This is a genomic window from Streptomyces sp. MK7 (assembly GCF_032658145.1).
GTDB classification, from domain to species: domain Bacteria; phylum Actinomycetota; class Actinomycetes; order Streptomycetales; family Streptomycetaceae; genus Streptomyces; species Streptomyces spiralis.
The window spans coordinates 47,366-65,762 of the sequence record NZ_JAVACL010000014.1 but is presented as its reverse complement, the minus strand read 5'-3'; the positions used below and the strand labels follow the sequence as shown (position 1 = coordinate 65,762).

The following is an 18,397-nucleotide window of genomic DNA, read 5'->3' as shown; positions in this document are numbered from 1 at the left end:
CGGTGAGGGTGCCCGTGGGGACGGGGCTGCACCCTCACCGGCCTTCGCCTCACCGGCCTTCGCCCCGCCTGGGGGGAATTCGCTCGTGACCCGTGCGGCCGGCGGGCTAGCCTGCCCGGCATGACGACGACTGCCACCACCGACGCCGGAGGATCAGGAGCTCACCCCAGGTTCGTCGAGGCGTTGCGGGAGATGGGGATCGGGGAACTGGCCGGTGAGGTACGCCGGTTTCCCGAGGCCACTCGGACCGCCGTCGAGGCCGCCGCGGCCGTGGGGTGCGAGCTGAGCCAGATCTGCAAGTCACTGGTCTTCGACGTGGACGGCGAGCCGGTGCTGGTGCTCATGGACGGGGGCTCCCGGGTGGACGTCGAGCGCGTCCGCGAGGAACTGGGCGCGGGCAAGGTCACCCGCGCCAAGGCCGACGTCGTGCGGGAGACCACCGGGTACGCCATCGGAGGCGTGCCGCCGTTCGGGCACCGTACCCGCACCCGGGTGCTCGCCGACCGGGGGCTGCTCGGCCACGACGTCGTCTGGGCCGCGGCCGGCACTCCGTACACCGTCTTCCCGATGGAGCCGAAGGAGCTCGTCGCCCACGCCGGCGGCACGCTCGTGGACGTGCGCGAGCGCACTGCGTGACGCCGCTGGTCACGGCGGCCGTGCTGGTGGCCGCGGTCACTCATGCCTGCTGGAACGCGCTGGCGCACAGGATCCCCGACAAGCTCGTCGGGTTCACCCTGATCTCCGGCGGCGGGCTGCTGATCGGGGCCGTCCTGGCCGCGTTCACCGCCGTGCCGGCGGCGGGCGCCTGGCCGTACCTGTGCGCGTCGGCCGCCATCCACATCGTGTACTACGCGCTGTTGATGACGTCGTTCCGGCTCGGTGACTTCGGGCAGGCGTATCCGATCGCGCGCGGCACGGCACCGCTCGTGGTCACGGTGCTGGCCGCCGTCTTCGCGCACGAGGTGCCCGACCGCTGGGTCGCGGCGGGCATCGCGCTGTCGTGCGCGGGGCTGACCGGGGTCGCGCTGTGGGGGCTGCGCGGGCGGCGGCCGAACTGGGCGGCGGTCGGGGCCGCGCTGACCACCGGGCTGTCGATCGCGGCGTACACGGTCGTCGACGGCCTCGGCGTCCGCGCCTCCGGCACGCCCCTCGGGTACATCGCCTGGCTGATGGCCGTTCAGGGCGTGGCCATCCCGGCGTACGCCGTCCACCGCCTGCGCCCCCGGACGGCCGCCGCGCTGCGCCCCTACGCCACGCTCGGCCTGCTCGGTGCCGTCCTGTCCGTCACGGCGTACGGCCTCGTCCTGTGGGCCCAGACCAGGGCGGACCTCGCCCCCGTCTCGGCGCTGCGGGAGTCCTCCATCCTCGTCGGCGCGGCCATCGGCACGCTCTTCTTCAAGGAGCGCTTCGGCGCCCCGCGCCTGGCGGCCGCCGGGCTGCTGGTCGTCGGCATCGGGCTGATGCTGCACGCGGGTTAGAGCCGGCTGCCGCCTGGGGTAAGGGCCCGGCCGCCGCCCGCGGGTTGGGACTGATGCTGCGTGTCGAGGGCGAAAGGAGCACCCTGGAAGGAGGTGTTCCGGAGGTGATGGTCATGATGGAGACCGCCGTGGGATGGCACGTCGAGCTCGAGTTCCAGGAGGACGACCAGCACACGCGGGCGGCGGCGCTGGTGCGCCTGCCCGACGGCAGCGAGGTCCGGTCGCACGGGCGGGCGAGCAGGCACCGCACGGACTCGAATCAGCCACGCGTCGGCGAGGAGATCGCCGGGGCACGCGCCCTGAACGAGCTGGCCATGGAGCTTCTCACCAAAGCGCACGAGGAGATCGACCAGGCGTCGGGCCGCACGTCCCAGCCGATCCACATTTGAATCCCTGCTGCAGGCCCCCCGCTGAAGGCCCTGCGCCCGGTTCCGGCGCCGGTGCCTAGGCCAGTGACGCCCGCACGGCCCGGACCAGCGCCTGGGCCCTAGGGTCCGCCGTCACGCTGGTGCGGAAGCCGTTGGTGACATACCCGAAGGCGATGCCCGACTCCGGGTCGGCGAAGCCGAGCGCGCCGCCGCGGCCAGGGTGGCCGAAGGACCCTGGCGCCAGCAGCGGGGACGCGCTGCCGTGCAGCATGTAGCCGAGGCCGAAGCGGGTGGGGACGACGAGGACGCGGTCCGGGCCCGCCGAGACCTCCGCGCGGGCGCGGGCCGTCGTCTCCGGCGTGAACAGGCGCACACCGCCGTCCACTTCGCCGATGAGCGAGGCGTAGAAGCGGGCCAGGCCCTCGGCCGTCGCGATGCCGTTGGAGGCGGGCAGGACGGCCGCCTTGTACGCCGGGTCGTTCTCGTCGGGCTGCGGGGTGATCGCGCCGAAGGCGCGGCGGGTGAGGGAGTACGGGTCGGCGTAGGCCTCGGCGACCGCACGCCGGGGACGGGTCCGCAGCGCGCCGCTCTCGGTGGCCGGGGGCTCGACGCGGCCCACCCGGCCCACGCGCGGCGCCTCGCCCTCCGGCAGGCCGACCCACAGATCCGCGCCGACCGGCCCGGCGATCTCGTCCGCGATCCACTCGCCGATCGTGCGGCCGGTGACCCTCAGCACCAGCTCGCCCGTCAGCCAGCTGTACGTCTGCGCGTGGTAGCCGTGGTCCGTGCCCGGCTCCCACACCGGCGCCTGGGCCGCCACCGCCTCCGCGCCGAGCGCCGGATCGGCGGCCTGCGCGGGCGTGAGCGGCCGGTCCAGCACGGGCACGCCCGCCCGGTGGGCCAGGAGGTGCCACACCAGCGTCCGCTCCTTGCCGGCCGCCTTGTACTCGGGCCAGTAGGCACCCACCGGGGCGTCCAGGTCCAGCTCCCCGCGCTGGTGCAGCAGCAGGAGTACGGCGGCGGCGACGCCCTTGGTCGCCGAGCGCACGATCTGCGCGGTGCCCCGCTCCCAGGGCGCGGCACCGCCGGCCGCACCGCCCGCCGAGCCGTCGGCCGCGCCGTCCACGTCCCGGGTCCCGGCCCAGAGGTCGACGACCTTGTGCCCGTCCCGGTACACCGCGACCGCCGCGCCGCGCTCGCCCCGTGCGGTGAAGTTCCCCGCGAACGCGTCCCTGACCGGCTCGAAGCCCTCGGCCACCGCACCGTTCACGTCCACGTCCGCACTCCTGTCGCTGTCGCTCGTTACTTGCCGCTCGGCACTCGTATCCGTCCGTCACCTGCGACAGTGAGTGCAACACAGGCGTGCCGCCTGCGATTCCTCGGGGGTCAGGTCCCCGCTGTCACCGAGCGCGGGGCGAAGCCGAACGGCAGTTCAAGGCGGTGGGCGCGCATCAGCGCGTCGTCGGAGAGCAGCTCGCCCGTCGGGCCGTCCGCCGCGATCACCCCGTCGCTCAGGATCAGCGAGCGCGGGCACAGCTCCAGCGCGTACGGCAGGTCGTGGGTGACCATGAGCACCGTCACGTCCAGCGAGCGCAGGATGTCGGCCAGCTCACGGCGCGAGGCCGGGTCGAGGTTGGACGAGGGCTCGTCCAGGACCAGGATCTCCGGCTCCATGGCGAGCACCGTCGCCACGGCCACCCGGCGGCGCTGGCCGAAGGAGAGGTGGTGCGGCGGGCGGTCGGCGAAGTCCTGCATGCCGACCCGCTCCAGGGCCGTGCGCACCCGCTGCTCAAGTTCCGGTCCCTTCAGGCCGGCCGCCGCCGGTCCGAACGCCACGTCCTCCCGCACCGTCGGCATGAACAACTGGTCGTCCGGGTCCTGGAAGACGATGCCGACCTTCTGCCGGATCTCGGCCATGTGCCGCTTGCCGACCGGCAGCCCGGCCACCGTCACCGTGCCCGTCCCGCCGCCGAGGATGCCGTTGAGATGCAGGACGAGGGTCGTCTTCCCGGCGCCGTTCGGGCCGAGCAGAGCCACACGCTCCCCGCGCGCGACGGAGAAGTTCACGCCGAACAGGGCCTGGTGCCCGTCGGGGTAGGCGAAGGCGAGGCCGGAAACTTCCAGTGAGAGTGTCACGGAATCCTCCGAATCTCACCATGCGATCCGCTGTCGTCTTCATCGAACGGCGCGTTGCGAGAACCGAGCACGCGCTTCCTCCTTGACGTCGTGTCAACCGGCTGGTCTCAACCCGGCTGGTGTTGATCGTGTGAGACTTGGCCGTCCGCTGGGCGGTCAAGCAGCGTGAGCCAGGAATCCCCCTCGTCCGCAAGGGGGAGGAGTCAAAGGACCCATCCCAGCAGGCACACGACGAGGGCCGCGCCCGGGAGGGCCAGTGCGTACGACCACTGCGCCCGGGACGCGGTCACCTCGTCGATGACCGGCATCGAACCGGCATAGCCGCGGCTCACCATGGCCAGGTGGACCCGCTCCCCGCGCTCGTAGGAGCGGATGAACAGCGCGCCCGCGGACTTGGCGAGCACCCCCCAGTGCCGGATGCCGCGCGCCTCGAAGCCGCGTGACTCCCGGGCGATCCGCATGCGCCGCATCTCGTCGGTGATCACGTCCCCGTAGCGGATCATGAAGGAGGCGATCTGGACGAGCAGCGGGGGCAGCTTCAGGCGCTGCAGGCCCAGCAGCAGCTCCCGCAGCTCGGTCGTGCTCGCCAGCAGCACGGACGCGGCGACCCCGAGGGTGCCCTTGGCGAGCACGTTCCACGCGCCCCACAGACCGCTCACGCTCAGGGACATGCCGAGGACGTCGACCCGTTCGCCCTCCGCCACGAACGGCATCAGCACGGCGAAGGCGACGAACGGGATCTCGATCAGCAGCCGCCCGAGCAGGAAACCCGCCGGTACGCGCGCCACGGAGGCGACGACCGCGAGCAGCACGGCGTACAGGGCGAACGCCCACATCGCCTCGCGTGGGGTCGACACCACGACCACGACGAAGGCGAAGGCCGCGGCGAGCTTGGTGTGCGGCGGCAGCGCGTGCACGGGCGAGTGCCCGTGCCGGTACAGCCGGTGCGTGTGGCCCGCCCCCATCAGGCGGCCTGCGAAGAAGCGGAGGGACCGGAGGTGGCGGCCGAGGCGGCCGTACGGCGCCTGCGGACCACCCAGAAGACCGTGCTGCCCACCACGACGGTGGAGCCGACGCCGATCACGCCCGCGAGCCCGCCGGACAGCCGGGCGTCGGAGATGTCCTTCACGCCGTAGTCGGCGAGCGGGGAGCCGGCGGAGGCGTGCCGCTCCTCCTTCTTGTCGATGCCCTGGTCGTGGGCGACCTTCTCCAGGCCGTCGGGGCTGGCCGAGGCGTAGAAGCTGACGAAGCCGGCGAGGACGAGCGAGGTGACCAGGCCGGTGATCCACAGCTTGCGGTGCGAGCGCGCCGCGGTCGGGACGGGCGCGGGCCCGGCGGCGGGGGCGTCGACGAGCTCGCCGTTCACCCGCAGCTTCAGCCGCTGCCGCAGCCCGCGCGCGCCGTACACCAGGTCCGGCCGTACGGCGATGACGGCGCCGACGGTCAGCGCGGTGATCGCGGCCTCGCCGATGCCGATGAGGACGTGCACGCCGATCATCGCGGTGGCGACCTTGCCGATCGACACGTCGGTGGTGCCGCCGATCGCGTAGATCAGCGTGAAGACGACGGCGGCGGCCGGGACGGAGAGGAGCGCGGCGGCGAAGGAGGCGACGGTGACCGAGCGGCGGCGGCGCGGCAGCACCTTCACCAGGCCGCGGAAGACGGCGTACGCCACGATCGTCGTGGTGATCGCCATGTCGGTGATGTTGACGCCGAGCGCCGTCAGCCCGCCGTCGGCGAAGAGGATGCCCTGCATGAGCAGGACGACGGAGACGCACAGGACCCCTGTGCAGGGGCCCACGAGTATCGCGGCGAGCGCCCCGCCCAGGAGGTGGCCGCTGGTGCCGGCCGCGACGGGGAAGTTGAGCATCTGCACCGCGAAGATGAACGCGGCGACCAGGCCGGCCAGCGGCGCGGTGCGCTCGTCCAGCTCCCGGCGCGCGCCGCGCAGGCTCACCGCGAGGGCACCGGCGGCGACCACTCCGGCGGCGGCGGACGTGGGGGCGTTGATGAATCCGTCAGGCACGTGCACCGTTCGATGATAGTGGCTTGTTGCGAACCAGTTGCAAGAGCGAGGAGGTCGTCATCCCGTCCGAGCGGCCCGCCGTCAGGATGTGTAAATCGGAATATATGGGACATTAGTAACAAAGCGCAAAAGCAGCTGCTGGTTGGGTCACCGAGTGTGAGGGGTCGTCTGATGTCTGTAGTCGAGCAGTACACGCGAGCCCACATAGTCACCGATGACGACTCCCTGGACGAGCACGGCGCCGTCCCGGTCGTTCTGCGCTACGACCCGGAGGACGACCCGCGCTCGGTGCGGATCGGGCTGCCCGGCGCGCACGAGTGGAGGTTCTCCCGGTCGCTGCTCGAAGAGGGCCTGATCGCCCCCGTCAGCAGCGGACCGGTGCGGGTGTGGCCCTGCGGCCGGGTGCAGGCCGTGGTCGAGTTCCACTCCCCGCAGGGCGTCTCGGTGGTGGAGTTCGAGACCAGGACGCTGCTGAGATTCCTGCGGCGCACCTACACGGCCGTGGCGGCGACCAGCAGGGCCATGGTCCACCACTGACTCCTGCGCGCGTGCCGCCGGGACGCTCGCTCAGCCGCCCATCTTCAGCAGGGCCGCCACGATCGGGCCCGCCGTGTCACCGCCGTGGCCGCCCGCCTGGACGACGCCCGCCGCCGCGAGATCACCGCGGTAGGCGGTGAACCAGCCGTTCGGCTTCTTCTGGCCGTCGACCTCGGCGGAGCCGGTCTTGGCGCCGACGTCGCCGCCGACCCCGGACATCGCCTTGGCCGCCGTGCCGTACGCCGCGGTGTACGCCATGACGTCCTTCAGCTGGGCCCGGGTCTTCGACGACATCGTGCGCGAGGCCTTCGCCAGCGTGCGGTGGTCCACCGAGGGGTCCACCAGGTACGGCTGATGGAAGACGCCCGCCTGCACCGTCGCCGACACCGACGCCATGTTCAGCGGGTTCATGCGCACCCCGCCCTGCCCGATCAGTGAGGCGCCCATCTGCGCGCCGCTCTGCACCGGGACGGAGCCGTCGAACGACGGCACGCCGATGGCCCAGTTGTTCAGGCCGAGGCCGTAGACCTGCTGGGCCTCCTTCGTCAGGTCGCTGTTGGACAGCTTCGGCGCGAAGTCGATGAAGGCGTTGTTGCAGGAGGCCCCGAAGCTCAGCCTGAAGCTGCCCTTCTTGATCTCCGAGTCGGCGTCGTTGTGGAACGTCCAGCCGGCGAGCTTGTACGTCTTGGGGCAGGGGTGCGAGGCGTCCGGGGTGACGAGCCCCTTCTCGAACAGCATCGTCGACGTCACGATCTTCATCGTGGAGCCGGGCGCGAGGGAGCCCTGGAAGCCGGTGTTGAAGCCGTGGCCGGTGTTCGCCACGGCGAGGATCTCACCCGTCGACGGGCGCATCACGACCACCGACGCCCGCTTCTGCCCGGACACCTGGTGCTCGGCGGCGGCCTGGAGGGTGGGGCTCAGCGTCGTCTTCACCGTGCCCGGGGTGCCCTTGCTCAGCTCGGCCAGCGTCTTGTCGGGCAGCTCCGCCTTCTTCGACGCGGTGCCGCGCACCACCCGCAGTTCGACGCCCGCCTTGCCGCCGGCCGTCTTGCCGTACTTGTCGCGCAGCCCGTCCAGCACCGTGCCCAGCGACGGGTACCTGGCGGCGGTCAGCTCGCCGCCGTCCCGGTCCAGGGCCTTCACCGGAGGGGTGCCGGACTCGCCGGTGACCAGTCTGTCGCCGTCCTTGAGGTCCGGGTGGACGACGGAGGCGTGCCAGTCGACCACCGGTGCGCCGTCGGTGGCACGGCGCACGACGGTCAGCGCGCTGTCGTACGCCAGCGGCTTGCTCAGACCCTTGTACGACACCGTCGCCTTGACGTGGAAGGGGACCTTGCCGCCGCTGGGGGTGCCCTCGGTCAGCGTGACGTCCTTCAGGTGCGCGTCCTTGGTGTAACCGGTGAGCAGGGCGCCGGCCGCGGTGGAGTCGCTGGTCGTGGCCGCCGCCTCGGCCGGCCTGCCCTGCTGCCAGGCAGACAGGAAGCGCCCGGCCGTGGTCTGCACCTCGGCCGCCGACAGGGGTCCGGTGGGCACCTTCCGGTGGCCGCTCGCCGACGTGGTCCGGGTCTGGTCCTCGGCCGCGGCGCCACCGCCGTACAGCGCGTACGCGCCGACACCGGCGCCGACGGCGACCACGGCGATCACACTGCCGACCACGGCCGGACTCGTCTTCCGTCGCTCGGCGACGCGCCTTCTCTTGCCCACTGCCTTCCGTCCTTTGCGATCCCCAGGCCCCCGTCGCCCGCGCTGCTCGTGCCGCCTTCGGCGCACCCACGCAACCAACGACGGCACCCACCCTAGAGTCCCGCTCTGTGCGGGTGACTTCGGCCACCAGTCCGTAGCCAAGCTGCGACAAAGCCGGGCCGCCCGGCTCAGCCGCCCGCGCGCAGCACCGCCGCCACGATGGGGCCGGCCGCTTCGCCGCCGTGGCCGCCCTCCTGGGTCATGGCGGCGGCCGCCACGTCGTTGCGGTACCCGGTGAACCAGCTGTTGGACTTCGCCTGCCCGTCGACCTCGGCGGAGCCGGTCTTCGCGCCGATGCTGCCGCTCAGCCCGGACATCGCGTGGGCCGCCGTGCCGCTGGTGGCGGTGCGGTGCATCATCTGCCGCAGCTGGGCGACCGTGCTCGCCGGAAGGCCCCGGGCCGTGGCGAGTTCGCGGTCGTCGAGCTTCGGGGAGACGAGGACCGGCTGACGGAACCGGCCCGTCATCGCGGTGGCCGTCACCGACGCCATGTTCAGCGGGCTCATCTGCACCTGGCCCTGCCCGATCATGTTGGCCGCCTGGTCCGGGCCGGTGACGGCGGGCACCGAGCCGTCGAAGGAGGGGATGCCGCTCTTCCAGTTGTCCCGGCCGAGCCCGAAGCGGTCCTGAGCCTCCCTGGTCAGGGCGTCCGACCCGCCTCGGTCCGCGAGGTCGTCGGTGAGCTTGACGAAGGCCGTGTTGCAGGAGCGCGCGAAGCTGTCGGAGAGGGTGGCGTGCTCGTCGGGCTCGAGGCCCTTGAGGTTGTGGAAGGTCTGGCTCTGCCACACCGCCTCCGGAGGGCAGGGGGCGGGCCCGTTCGCCGTGGTGATCCGGTTGTCGATCAGGGCGGCGGCACTGATGATCTTCATCGTGGAGCCGGGCGCGAGGCGCCCCAGGAACGCCGCGTTGAAGGCGTCCTCGCGGTGGTTGGCCACCGCCAGCACCTCACCCGTGGACGCCTTCACGGCCACGACCGAGGACTCGGTGAACCGTTGCACGGCCTGCTCGGCCGCCGCCTGCGCGCTCGCGCTGAGCGTGGTGCGCAGCTTGCCCGCCCGGCCCTTGGCGAGGGTGACGATGGGGGTCTCGGCGGCATTGGTGTCGGCGTGACGGATGCTCAGCTCGATGGAGGGCGTGCCGCCCGCCTTGTCGCCGTACTTCGCGCGCAGCTCGTCCAGGATCGGCCCGAGGGAGGGGTACTTCTCCTTCGTCAGCACGGCGCCGTTGCGGTCGACCGCCTCGATCGGCGGGGCGGCCGACGCGCCCGTGACCAGCGTGTCGCCCTTCTTCAGCTCGGGGTACACCAGGGCCGGCTGCCAGTCGACCAGCGGCCGGTGGGTGTTGGTGCCGCGCACGACGCTCAGGCTGCTGCGGTAGGCCAGCGGCTTGGACTTCCCGTCGTAGGAGACGGTCGCCTCGACCGAGAAGGGGACGGTGGTGCCGGTGGCCTGCTGAGGCGTGATCTTCACATGGGTGAGGTGCGCGTCGCCGCCGTAGGACGTGAGCAGCTCCTCGGCCGCGTCCGGGAAGTTCGTGTAGGAGGCGGCCGTCGCCGCGTCGCCCTTCTCCCACGCGGTGAAGAACTTCTCCGACGCCTCCTTCACCTCGTCCCCGTCCGGAGGCCCGGTCTTCACGGGGGCGGCCCCACTCCCGGTGGTGGTGTCCCCGTTCAGCGCGGACACGAAGTTGTACCCCCCGTACGCCGCGCCGCCCACCAGCACGACGCACACCCCGCTGACTATGGCGGCCTTGGCCCCCTTGCGCATGAGAGCGCTCCCTCCCCGTTTCCTCCTCGGCACTGTAAGTGGCGTGAGGGGAAAGTGTGAGGGCTGTTTCCGGATGTTGTCCTAAGAGAGATCGGCCCGCTGACTCACACCCAGGCATCCAGCCACGTACGTGAACGCCAGACTTCCGCCATCGGGTGCCGTCCGACGCCCACGGCGAGGAGAAGACCCTGGAGATCCGGGCGGCCCTGGCCCGCCGGACACCTGCGCCGCGGTCGGCGCTGACCCGGGGAGCCGCCCGGCAGCAACCATCGACGACCGGCAACGACCACGAGGGCGCGGCAGACCGCCGCGCCCTCGTGGTGTGTGCGTCCGGCTAGACCCAGGTATCGAGCCACATCCGCGACCGCCACTGGTCCATGGGGATGGCCGTGCCCGTGTAGAGGGGCCAGAAGTAGATGAAGTTCCAGGCGATCAGGAGGACCAGGACGCCCGCGCCGGTGGTACCGATGACGCGGCGGGTGTCGGTGGAGCCGGGTGGGCCGATGATCGCGCCGATCAGCATGGTGACGGCCAGGCACAGGAACGGCACGAAGACGATCGTGTAGAAGAAGAAGATCGTCCGCTCCTGGTAGTTGAACCAGGGCAGCCAGCCGGCCGCGACACCGCAGGCGATCGCGCCGGCCCGCCAGTCGCGGCGGAAGAACCAGCGCCACAGGACGTACACCAGCGCGGCGCAGGCCGCCCACCACAGCACCGGTGTGCCGATGGCGAGGACCTCGCGGGCGCACTTCTCGCCGGCGTCGGCCGGGCAGCCCGCCGTGCCGGGCGAGGGGGACTCGTAGAAGTACGACACCGGGCGGGCGTCGACGATCCAGCTCCACGGGTTCGACTGGTAGGTGTGCGGCGAGGACAGGCCGACGTTGAACTTGTAGACCTCGTGCTCGTAGTGCCACAGGCTGCGCCACCAGTCGGGCATCAGCCGGCTCCAGTGGCTGCCCCTGCCGTCGGTCACCGCCCAGTTGCGGAAGTAGCCCCCGGTGCCGTCCGCCGGGGAGAGGATCCAGCCGGTCCACGACAGCAGGTAGGTCAGGAGCGCGACCGGCACCGTGGCCAGGAAGGCGAACCCCACGTCGTACTTGAGCACCGCCGCGTAGGGGCGGCCGGCACCGGCGACCTTGCGGGTGCCGACGTCCCACAGCACGGTCATCACGCCGAAGGCCACCAGGAAGAACAGGCCGTTCCACTTGGTGCCGATCGCCAGGCCGAGCAGCAGGCCCGCCAGCCAGCGCCAGGGGCGCCACATCAGCCAGAACGTGTCCGCCGTGCGGGCGTCCGGGCGCACCCGGCCGTCCGCGTCGGCCGGGAGCGCGGCGGCGAGTCTCGCGCGCGCCTGGTCCCGGTCGATGAGCAGACAGGCGAACGCGGCCAGCACGAAGAACATCAGCACGCCGTCGAGAAGCGAGGTGCGGCTCATCACGAAGGCCAGCCCGTCCACCGCCATCAGCGTGCCCGCCAGGCAGCCGAGGAAGGTGGAGCGGAACAGCCGGCGGCCGACCCGGCACAGGATCAGCACGGAGAGCGTGCCGAGCAGCGCCGTCATGAAGCGCCAGCCGAACGGGTTGAACCCGAACATCAGCTCGCCCAGGCCGATCACGTACTTGCCGACCGGCGGGTGCACCACGTACGCCGCGTCGGACGGCAGGGTGACGTGGCCGCCGGTGTTCAGGATGAGGTCGTTGGCGTTCTTGTCCCAGTTGACCTCGAAGCCGCGGTGGACGATCGCCCACGCGTCCTTGGCGTAGTACGTCTCGTCGAATATCACCGCCTTCGGGCTGCCCAGGTGCCAGAACCGCAGCACGCCCGCCAGCAGCGTGACCAGCAGCGGCCCGCCCCAGCCCGACCAGCGCTCGAGGCGGTCGGCGAGCGTGTGCGGCACACCGAGGGCCGCCCACAGCCGCGGGCCCGGCCGGGTGTACGGCGGCAGCAGCCGGTCGCGTACGTCACTGGCGGGGCCCGCCGGGGCCGCCGCGTAGCCGAAGCGGCGCAGCCGCCACTGCCACGACGGCCGCTGGTCGTGGGGGGCCAGGTCCTGCCGGGGGTCCGTGGAGGACGCGGTACTGGTCACCGCGCCATCGTAGGGAACCGGGCTGTGTGAGTCCCGCGCATGGGCGGTACCGGAGGATATGCGCCTGCTCACGAAGGACCTCACCGGACGCGCGGGGCGGGGCGTACGCGGACGCTTGAGAGGATGGGTGGTGTGAGTGGAACCCTAGTTTTGGCCGGCACCCCCATCGGCGACGTCCAGGACGCGCCGCCCCGGCTCGCCGAGGAACTGGCGGGCGCGGACGTGGTCGCCGCGGAGGACACCCGGCGGCTGCGCCGGCTCGCGCAGGCGCTCGGCGTGACACCGCGCGGGCGGATCGTGTCGTACTTCGAGGGCAACGAGTCCGCCCGTACGCCGGAGCTGGTCGAGGAGCTGCTCGGCGGGGCGCGGGTGCTGCTGGTCACGGACGCGGGCATGCCGTCGGTGTCCGACCCCGGCTACCGGCTGGTCGCGGCGGCCGTGGCCAAGGACGTGCGGGTGACCGCCGTGCCCGGGCCGTCCGCCGCGCTCACCGCGCTGGCGCTGTCCGGCCTGCCGGTCGACCGGTTCTGCTTCGAGGGGTTCCTGCCGCGCAAGGCGGGCGAGCGGCTCTCCCGGCTGCGGGAGGTCGCGGACGAGCGGCGCACCCTGGTCTACTTCGAGGCCCCGCACCGGCTCGACGACACCCTGGCGGCGATGGCCGAGGTGTTCGGCCCCGGGCGGCGCGCCGCCGTGTGCCGTGAGCTGACCAAGACCTACGAGGAGGTCAGGCGCGGCGGGCTGGGCGAGCTGGCCGCGTGGGCCGCCGAGGGGGTGCGCGGCGAGATCACGGTGGTGGTCGAGGGGGCGCCGGAGAAGGGGCCGGAGGAGATCGGCGCCGAGGAGCTGGTGCGGCGGGTGCGGGTCCGCGAGGAGGCCGGCGAGCGGCGCAAGGAGGCCATCGCGGCGGTCGCCGCGGAGGCCGGGGTGCCCAAGCGCGAGGTGTTCGACGCGGTGGTGGCGGCGAAGCACGCGGGTTGACGCGGGGAGGCCGCGCGCGGTTGTGAGACGGCGCTCAGACCCACTCTGAGCAGGGCGTATCTCGCATGAGCGCGCGCCCCATGCGGGGGCAAAGGGCCGTTTCGGGAAGGCAAAGCGACACCTGCCGTTCAGGGGAGCCTTGGGCAAGCGCGGTCCAAATCGGCTCCAACACTCGACAGGCCTGCTGCGCGGGCGCCGGCGGAGGCGTCCACTGGAGGAAGGGACGGATCCGTCCCTTCGCCCAGCGGACACGAGGAGCTGGCATGAGCGAGATCACAGGGCAGGCCGGCCACCGCGGCGCGACTGCCGCCGTCGTCAACGAGTCGTACTCCTTCGCCTGCATGCGATGCGGGCACGGCTGGGAGCAGTCGTACGAGATAGAGCACCACACGGACGCCGACGGCAACGAGTTCGTGCTGTACGTGGCGGACGGCCGGGTCGTGCCGTCGCCGCTGTCCAGGCCCAGCTGCCGCAACTGCGACGGCCACGTCGTGCGGATCATGCGGGCGGGCCGGGTGTCGTCGGCACAGAGCCACCTGCACGAACGCGAGCACCGGCACCAGCGTCCGGCAGGTCCCGTGATGGACCCGGCACCCGAGTCCCCGCCCGGGGAGGAGGCGGGGACCGACCGACCGGAACCCCATCACTGGCATCTGTCCGACCTGCTGCACCCGTTCCACCACCGCAAGGCGGGCTGACGGAACGGCCGGCAGGCTGACGGGCCGGCCGGCGGACCGACCTCCGGCCGGTCGGCCGGCAGGCTGTCGGTCCGCGGAACGGGCCTGCGGTCGGCTCGGGGGCGGGCGTCCGGGGCTGGCGGTCGGCTGGCCGGCCGCGTTGTGCGCACGGCTGGGCGATCGGCCTGTGGTCGGTGGACGGGCGGCGGATGTCCCGCGGGTCGGTGGATCGCTGGTGGCCTGTGCGCGGCTACCGGTCGGGCGATCGGCCTGCGGCCGGGCTGTGCGCGGCCATCGATCCGGCGATCGGCCATCGGTCGGGCCGCGCGCGGTCATCGGGTGGGCGGCTGGGCTGCGGGCGGCCGGTGGGTGGCGTCGGTGGGTCCGTGAGGGCATGTCCCTTTCGTAGGATCGGGGCATGCCCTCCCATGCCGACAAGAACGCGGCGCCCCCGCTTCCGGAGCCTCTCCGGATACCGGTCGCCGACTCGCACACCCACCTCGACATGCAGTCCGGCACGGTCGAGGAAGGTCTGGCCAAGGCCGCGTCGGTGGGGGTGACCACGGTCGTCCAGGTCGGCTGCGACATCAACAGCTCGCGCTGGGCCGCCGAGACGGCCGCCGCGTACGAGAGCGTCCACGCGACGGTCGCCCTCCACCCGAACGAGGCGCCGCGCATCGTTCACGGCGACCCCGACGGATGGTCCCGGCAGGGCGCCAGGAAGCCCGGTGGCGACGCCGCCCTCGACGAGGCACTCGCCGAGATCGACCGGCTGGCCGCGCTGCCCCAGGTCAGGGGCGTCGGCGAGACGGGACTGGACTACTTCCGCACCGGGCCCGAGGGCAAGGAGGCGCAGGAGAGGTCCTTCCGCGCCCACATCGAGATCGCCAAGCGGCACGGCAAGGCCCTCGTCATCCACGACCGCGAGGCCCACGCCGACGTCCTGCGCGTCCTGAAGGAGGAGGGCGCCCCCGAGCGGACGGTGTTCCACTGCTACTCCGGCGACGCCGAGATGGCCGAGATCTGCGCCCGCGCGGGCTGGTTCATGTCCTTCGCCGGCAATGTCACCTTCAAGAACGCCCAGAACCTGCGGGACGCCCTCGCCGTCGCCCCGCTGGAGCTGGTCCTGGTGGAGACCGACGCGCCCTTCCTCACCCCGGCGCCGTACCGGGGGCGGCCGAACGCGCCGTATCTGATCCCCGTCACGGTGCGCGCCATGGCGGCTGTGCGTGGCATCGACGAGGACACGCTGGCGACGGCCCTCGCCGCGAACACCGCCCGGGCCTTCGCCTACTGACCGTCATGACCATCACTCACCGACCGTCACCGTAGACACCCTCCGTAGTCGCGCCGCTTTGGAGAGTGACGGCCACTCCGCTAGGTTCTGGGGCTCCGATCCGCCCCCGGACCCAGCCCTGTGGAGTGTGTCTGCGTGAGCAGTCCGCCGTACGAGACGTACCGCCCGCCGTATGAGCCTTGCGGCCCGTCGTACGAGGCGTATGACGAGACCGCCGGGACCTGTGAGACCGGTGAGCCGGAGCCGTCGGTTCCCCGGCAGACGCGGCGCGGCGGGGCGCGGCGGGGCGCGCGGCGGCGCAGGGCGCGCTCCCCGGAGCGCCCGGAGGCGGGCGTACGGCGGCTGCTGCCGCAGGCGCTGGTCGTCGCGTTCCTGGCGGGCGGCACCACCGCGTTCGTCGCCCAGGACAAGGCGATCGAGCTGAGCGTCGACGGCCGGCCGCGCACCCTGCACACCTTCGCCGACGACGTCTTTGAACTGCTGGCCGAGCAGGGCGTGCGGCTCGGCGCGCACGACACGGTGGCACCCGCCCCCGGCGCGGCCCTCACCAGCGGCGACGAGGTCGCGGTCCGCCACGGCCACCCGGTCCGGCTCACCCTGGACGGACAGCGGCACGAGCTGTGGACGACGGCCCGCACCGTCGAGGGGGCACTCAGACAGTGGGGAGTGCGCGCGGAGGGCGCGTATCTGTCGGTCCCGGGCCCCCGGCCGATCGGACACGCCGGAATCACGCTCGACGTGCGCACCGAACGCTCGGTCACGATCATGGCCGACGGCCGCGCCCGCACCATCCGCACCAACGCCCCGACCGTCGGGCAGGCGGTGGAGGAGGCCGGAGTCACCCTGCGCGGCCAGGACACCACCTCCGTGCCGCCCGGCAGCTTCCCGCGCGACGGGCAGACCGTCACCGTGCTGCGCGTCACCGGCATGCGCGAGGTGCGCGAGGAACCCATCGCCTTCACCGTGCGCCGCACCGCCGATCCCACCCTGTTCCGCGGCACGGAGATCGTCGAACGGGCCGGCCGGCCGGGGGTCCTCCGGGTCACGTACACCCTGCGCACCGTCAACGGCGTGCGGCAGCGGCCGCGGCGCGTGGAGTCGGAGGTCGTGCGCGCGCCGCGCTCGCGGATCGTCAAGGTCGGCACACGGCCCCACCCGCCGTCGGTACGGGGCACCGACCACCTGAACTGGCGGGGTCTCGCGCAGTGCGAGTCCGGCGGCCGGCCGGACGCGGTGGACTCGTCCGGCACGTACGGGGGCCTGTACCAGCTCGACGAGGGCACCTGGCACAGCCTCGGCGGCCGAGGACGCCCGCAGGACGCGTCGGCGGAGGAACAGACGTACCGCGCCGGGAAACTGTACGTCCGGCGCGGGGCCGGCCCCTGGCCGCAGTGCGGGGACAGGCTGCACGGCTAGGGATCGGCTAGGGAGTGTCTCGTCGATCGGGCCGGATCAGGACGAGACCTGGTCCGGGCCCCCGTACCCTTGTGCCGTGAGCAGCCCCACCCCCGACGCCCTCCTGGGCCCCGCCGACATCCGTGAGCTGGCGGCCGCCCTCGGCGTGCGCCCCACCAAACAGCGCGGCCAGAACTTCGTGATCGACGCGAACACGGTCCGCCGTATCGTCCGCACCGCCGACGTCCACCCCGAGGACGTGGTCGTCGAGGTCGGCCCGGGGCTCGGCTCCCTCACCCTGGCGCTGCTCCAGGCCGCCGACCGGGTGACCGCCGTCGAGATCGACGACGTGCTCGCCGCCGCGCTGCCCTCGACCGTCGCCGCCCGCATGCCCGACCGCGCCGACCGTTTCGCCCTGGTGCACTCCGACGCCATGCACGTCACCGAGCTGCCGGGCCCGGCCCCGACCGCCCTGGTGGCGAACCTGCCCTACAACGTCGCCGTCCCCGTGCTGCTGCACATGCTCGACACCTTCCCGAGCATCGAGCGCACCCTCGTGATGGTGCAGTCGGAGGTCGCCGACCGGCTCGCCGCCGCCCCCGGCTCCAAGGTGTACGGCGTGCCGTCCGTGAAGGCGAACTGGTACGCCGAGGTCAAGCGGGCCGGCGCGATCGGCCGCAACGTCTTCTGGCCCGCGCCGAACGTCGACAGCGGGCTGGTGTCGCTGGTGCGGCGCACCGAGCCGATCAAGACCACGGCCACCAAGGGCGAGGTGTTCGCCGTCGTCGACGCCGCCTTCGCCCAGCGCCGCAAGACCCTGCGGGCCGCGCTCGCCGGATGGGCCGGGTCGGCCGCGGCGGCCGAGGCGGCCCTGGTCGCGGCCGGGGTGTCGCCGCAGGCGCGCGGCGAGTCGCTGACCGTGGAAGAGTTCGCGCGTATCGCAGAGCACAGGGAGTCCGACAACCAGTGAGCGTCACCGTCCGCGTCCCGGCCAAGGTCAACGTCCAGCTCGCCGTCGGCGCCGCCCGCCCGGACGGCTTCCACGACCTGGCGAACGTCTTCCTCGCGGTCGGCCTGTACGACGAGGTCACCGTCACGCCCGCGGACGAACTCCGCATCACCTGCGAGGGCCCGGACGCCGCCCAGGTCCCCCTGGACCGCACCAACCTCGCCGCCCGCGCGGCCGTCGCGCTCGCCGCGCGCCGGGGCATCGAGCCGGCCGTCCACATCCACATCGCCAAGGACATCCCGGTCGCCGGCGGCATGGCGGGCGGCAGCGCGGACGGCGCGGGCGCGCTGCTCGCCTGCAACACGCTGTGGGGTACGGGCGCCTCGCGCGCCGAACTCCTCGCCATCTGCGCCGAACTGGGCAGCGACGTGCCCTTCAGCCTGGTCGGCGGGGCGGCGCTCGGGACCGGACGCGGCGAGCAGCTGACGGCCCTGGAGGTCGGCGGCACCTTCCACTGGGTGTTCGCGGTCGCCGACGACGGGCTGTCCACGCCGGCGGTGTACGGCGAGTTCGACCGGCTGGCGGAGGGGCGGGAGATTCCCGAGCCGGTCGCCTCGGAGGACCTGCTGGCCGCGCTGGCGAAGGGGGACGCGACCGCGCTCGCCGCCGCGCTCTCCAACGACCTCCAGCCCGCGGCGCTGTCCCTGCGGCCGTCGCTGGCGGACACACTCGCGGCGGGGCGTGCGGCGGGCGCGTCGGCGGGGCTGGTGTCGGGGTCGGGGCCCACGACGGCGTTCCTCGCGGCGGACGCCGAGTCGGCGGCTGCGGTGGCGGAGGCGCTGCGGGCGTCGGGGACGTGCCGCGCCGTCCGGGTCGCCGAGTCTCCGGCGGCCGGGGCGGCGGTTCTCTGAGGGGCTCAGAACTCTTCGATGGCCGTCAGGTCGATGTCGATCGGGTACGG

The 18,397-nt window shown here is 72.9% G+C and carries 18 protein-coding genes; 11 read left to right on the top strand and 7 right to left on the bottom strand.

Annotated elements, in window-relative coordinates; genetic code table 11:
* Positions 1-120 precede the first annotated feature (120 nt).
* The 3 genes from R2S09_RS17805 (at position 121) to R2S09_RS17795 (ending at position 1,867) form a co-directional block, all read left to right on the top strand.
* Complete coding sequence (locus R2S09_RS17805; RefSeq protein ID WP_306185829.1) at positions 121-636, top strand: YbaK/EbsC family protein; 516 nt, start codon at positions 121-123, stop codon at positions 634-636.
* Positions 633-1,478, top strand: coding sequence for a DMT family transporter (locus R2S09_RS17800; RefSeq protein ID WP_306185830.1), 846 nt, complete (start codon positions 633-635; stop codon positions 1,476-1,478). Before R2S09_RS17805 ends, R2S09_RS17800 begins: the two co-directional genes overlap by 4 nt.
* Positions 1,479-1,591: 113 nt before the next feature.
* Positions 1,592-1,867, top strand: a complete 276-nt coding sequence (locus tag R2S09_RS17795) for a DUF1876 domain-containing protein (protein ID WP_306185832.1) — start codon at positions 1,592-1,594, stop codon at positions 1,865-1,867.
* 55 nt (positions 1,868-1,922) lie between these two features.
* Here the strand turns inward: R2S09_RS17795 and R2S09_RS17790 are convergent, their stop codons facing one another.
* The 4 genes from R2S09_RS17790 to R2S09_RS17775 form a co-directional block, all read right to left on the bottom strand.
* A complete protein-coding gene (locus R2S09_RS17790; protein WP_316741995.1) occupies positions 1,923-3,122 on the bottom strand; it encodes a serine hydrolase domain-containing protein in 1,200 nt (399 codons plus the stop codon).
* A 110-nt stretch (positions 3,123-3,232) separates the two neighbouring features.
* Positions 3,233-3,982, bottom strand: a complete 750-nt coding sequence (locus R2S09_RS17785; RefSeq protein ID WP_316741994.1) for an ABC transporter ATP-binding protein — start codon at positions 3,980-3,982, stop codon at positions 3,233-3,235.
* 203 nt (positions 3,983-4,185) lie between these two features.
* On the bottom strand, positions 4,186-4,947 hold the full coding sequence (gene cbiQ / locus R2S09_RS17780; RefSeq protein ID WP_316741993.1) for a cobalt ECF transporter T component CbiQ: 762 nt from the start codon (positions 4,945-4,947) through the stop codon (positions 4,186-4,188).
* Complete coding sequence (locus R2S09_RS17775; RefSeq protein ID WP_306185840.1) at positions 4,947-6,014, bottom strand: energy-coupling factor ABC transporter permease; 1,068 nt, start codon at positions 6,012-6,014, stop codon at positions 4,947-4,949. Before R2S09_RS17775 ends, cbiQ begins: the two co-directional genes overlap by 1 nt.
* 165 nt (positions 6,015-6,179) lie before the next feature.
* Here R2S09_RS17775 and R2S09_RS17770 point away from each other — a divergent pair, with 165 nt between their 5' ends.
* Entirely contained in the window at positions 6,180-6,545 is a 366-nt protein-coding gene (locus R2S09_RS17770) for an SsgA family sporulation/cell division regulator (RefSeq protein ID WP_306185841.1), read from the top strand.
* Positions 6,546-6,575: 30 nt separating this feature from the next.
* Here the strand turns inward: R2S09_RS17770 and R2S09_RS17765 are convergent, their stop codons facing one another.
* Entirely contained in the window at positions 6,576-8,249 is a 1,674-nt protein-coding gene (locus tag R2S09_RS17765; RefSeq protein ID WP_316741988.1) for a penicillin-binding transpeptidase domain-containing protein, read from the bottom strand.
* A 167-nt stretch (positions 8,250-8,416) separates the two neighbouring features.
* Positions 8,417-10,054: a penicillin-binding transpeptidase domain-containing protein gene (locus tag R2S09_RS17760; protein ID WP_316741986.1), complete on the bottom strand. Its 1,638-nt coding sequence runs from the start codon at positions 10,052-10,054 to the stop codon at positions 8,417-8,419.
* A 155-nt stretch (positions 10,055-10,209) separates the two neighbouring features.
* Between R2S09_RS17760 and R2S09_RS17755 the strand changes: the two genes are divergently transcribed.
* Positions 10,210-10,392 (top strand): hypothetical protein, encoded by a 183-nt coding sequence (locus R2S09_RS17755; RefSeq protein WP_316741985.1) that lies wholly within the window; start codon positions 10,210-10,212, stop codon positions 10,390-10,392.
* Here the strand turns inward: R2S09_RS17755 and R2S09_RS17750 are convergent.
* Positions 10,389-12,140 (bottom strand): phospholipid carrier-dependent glycosyltransferase, encoded by a 1,752-nt coding sequence (locus tag R2S09_RS17750; protein WP_316741984.1) that lies wholly within the window; start codon positions 12,138-12,140, stop codon positions 10,389-10,391. The genes R2S09_RS17755 and R2S09_RS17750 overlap by 4 nt on opposite strands.
* 132 nt (positions 12,141-12,272) lie before the next feature.
* Between R2S09_RS17750 and rsmI the strand changes: the two genes are divergently transcribed.
* The 6 genes from rsmI (at position 12,273) to R2S09_RS17720 (ending at position 18,347) form a co-directional block, all read left to right on the top strand.
* Positions 12,273-13,118, top strand: coding sequence for a 16S rRNA (cytidine(1402)-2'-O)-methyltransferase (gene rsmI, locus R2S09_RS17745; protein WP_316741982.1), 846 nt, complete (start codon positions 12,273-12,275; stop codon positions 13,116-13,118).
* 263 nt (positions 13,119-13,381) lie between these two features.
* Complete coding sequence (locus R2S09_RS17740; RefSeq protein ID WP_316741980.1) at positions 13,382-13,816, top strand: hypothetical protein; 435 nt, start codon at positions 13,382-13,384, stop codon at positions 13,814-13,816.
* A gap of 397 nt (positions 13,817-14,213) precedes the next feature.
* The gene (locus R2S09_RS17735) at positions 14,214-15,092 is read left to right on the top strand and encodes a TatD family hydrolase (RefSeq protein ID WP_316741979.1); all 879 of its coding nucleotides are present in this window, start codon (positions 14,214-14,216) and stop codon (positions 15,090-15,092) included.
* Positions 15,093-15,227: 135 nt separating this feature from the next.
* Positions 15,228-16,508: a ubiquitin-like domain-containing protein gene (locus tag R2S09_RS17730; RefSeq protein ID WP_316741977.1), complete on the top strand. Its 1,281-nt coding sequence runs from the start codon at positions 15,228-15,230 to the stop codon at positions 16,506-16,508.
* A 76-nt stretch (positions 16,509-16,584) separates the two neighbouring features.
* The gene (gene rsmA / locus R2S09_RS17725) at positions 16,585-17,457 is read left to right on the top strand and encodes a 16S rRNA (adenine(1518)-N(6)/adenine(1519)-N(6))-dimethyltransferase RsmA (protein ID WP_316741975.1); all 873 of its coding nucleotides are present in this window, start codon (positions 16,585-16,587) and stop codon (positions 17,455-17,457) included.
* A complete protein-coding gene (locus R2S09_RS17720; RefSeq protein ID WP_316741974.1) occupies positions 17,454-18,347 on the top strand; it encodes a 4-(cytidine 5'-diphospho)-2-C-methyl-D-erythritol kinase in 894 nt (297 codons plus the stop codon). The genes rsmA and R2S09_RS17720 overlap by 4 nt, the downstream gene beginning before the upstream one ends.
* The last annotated feature ends 50 nt before the right edge of the window (positions 18,348-18,397 follow it).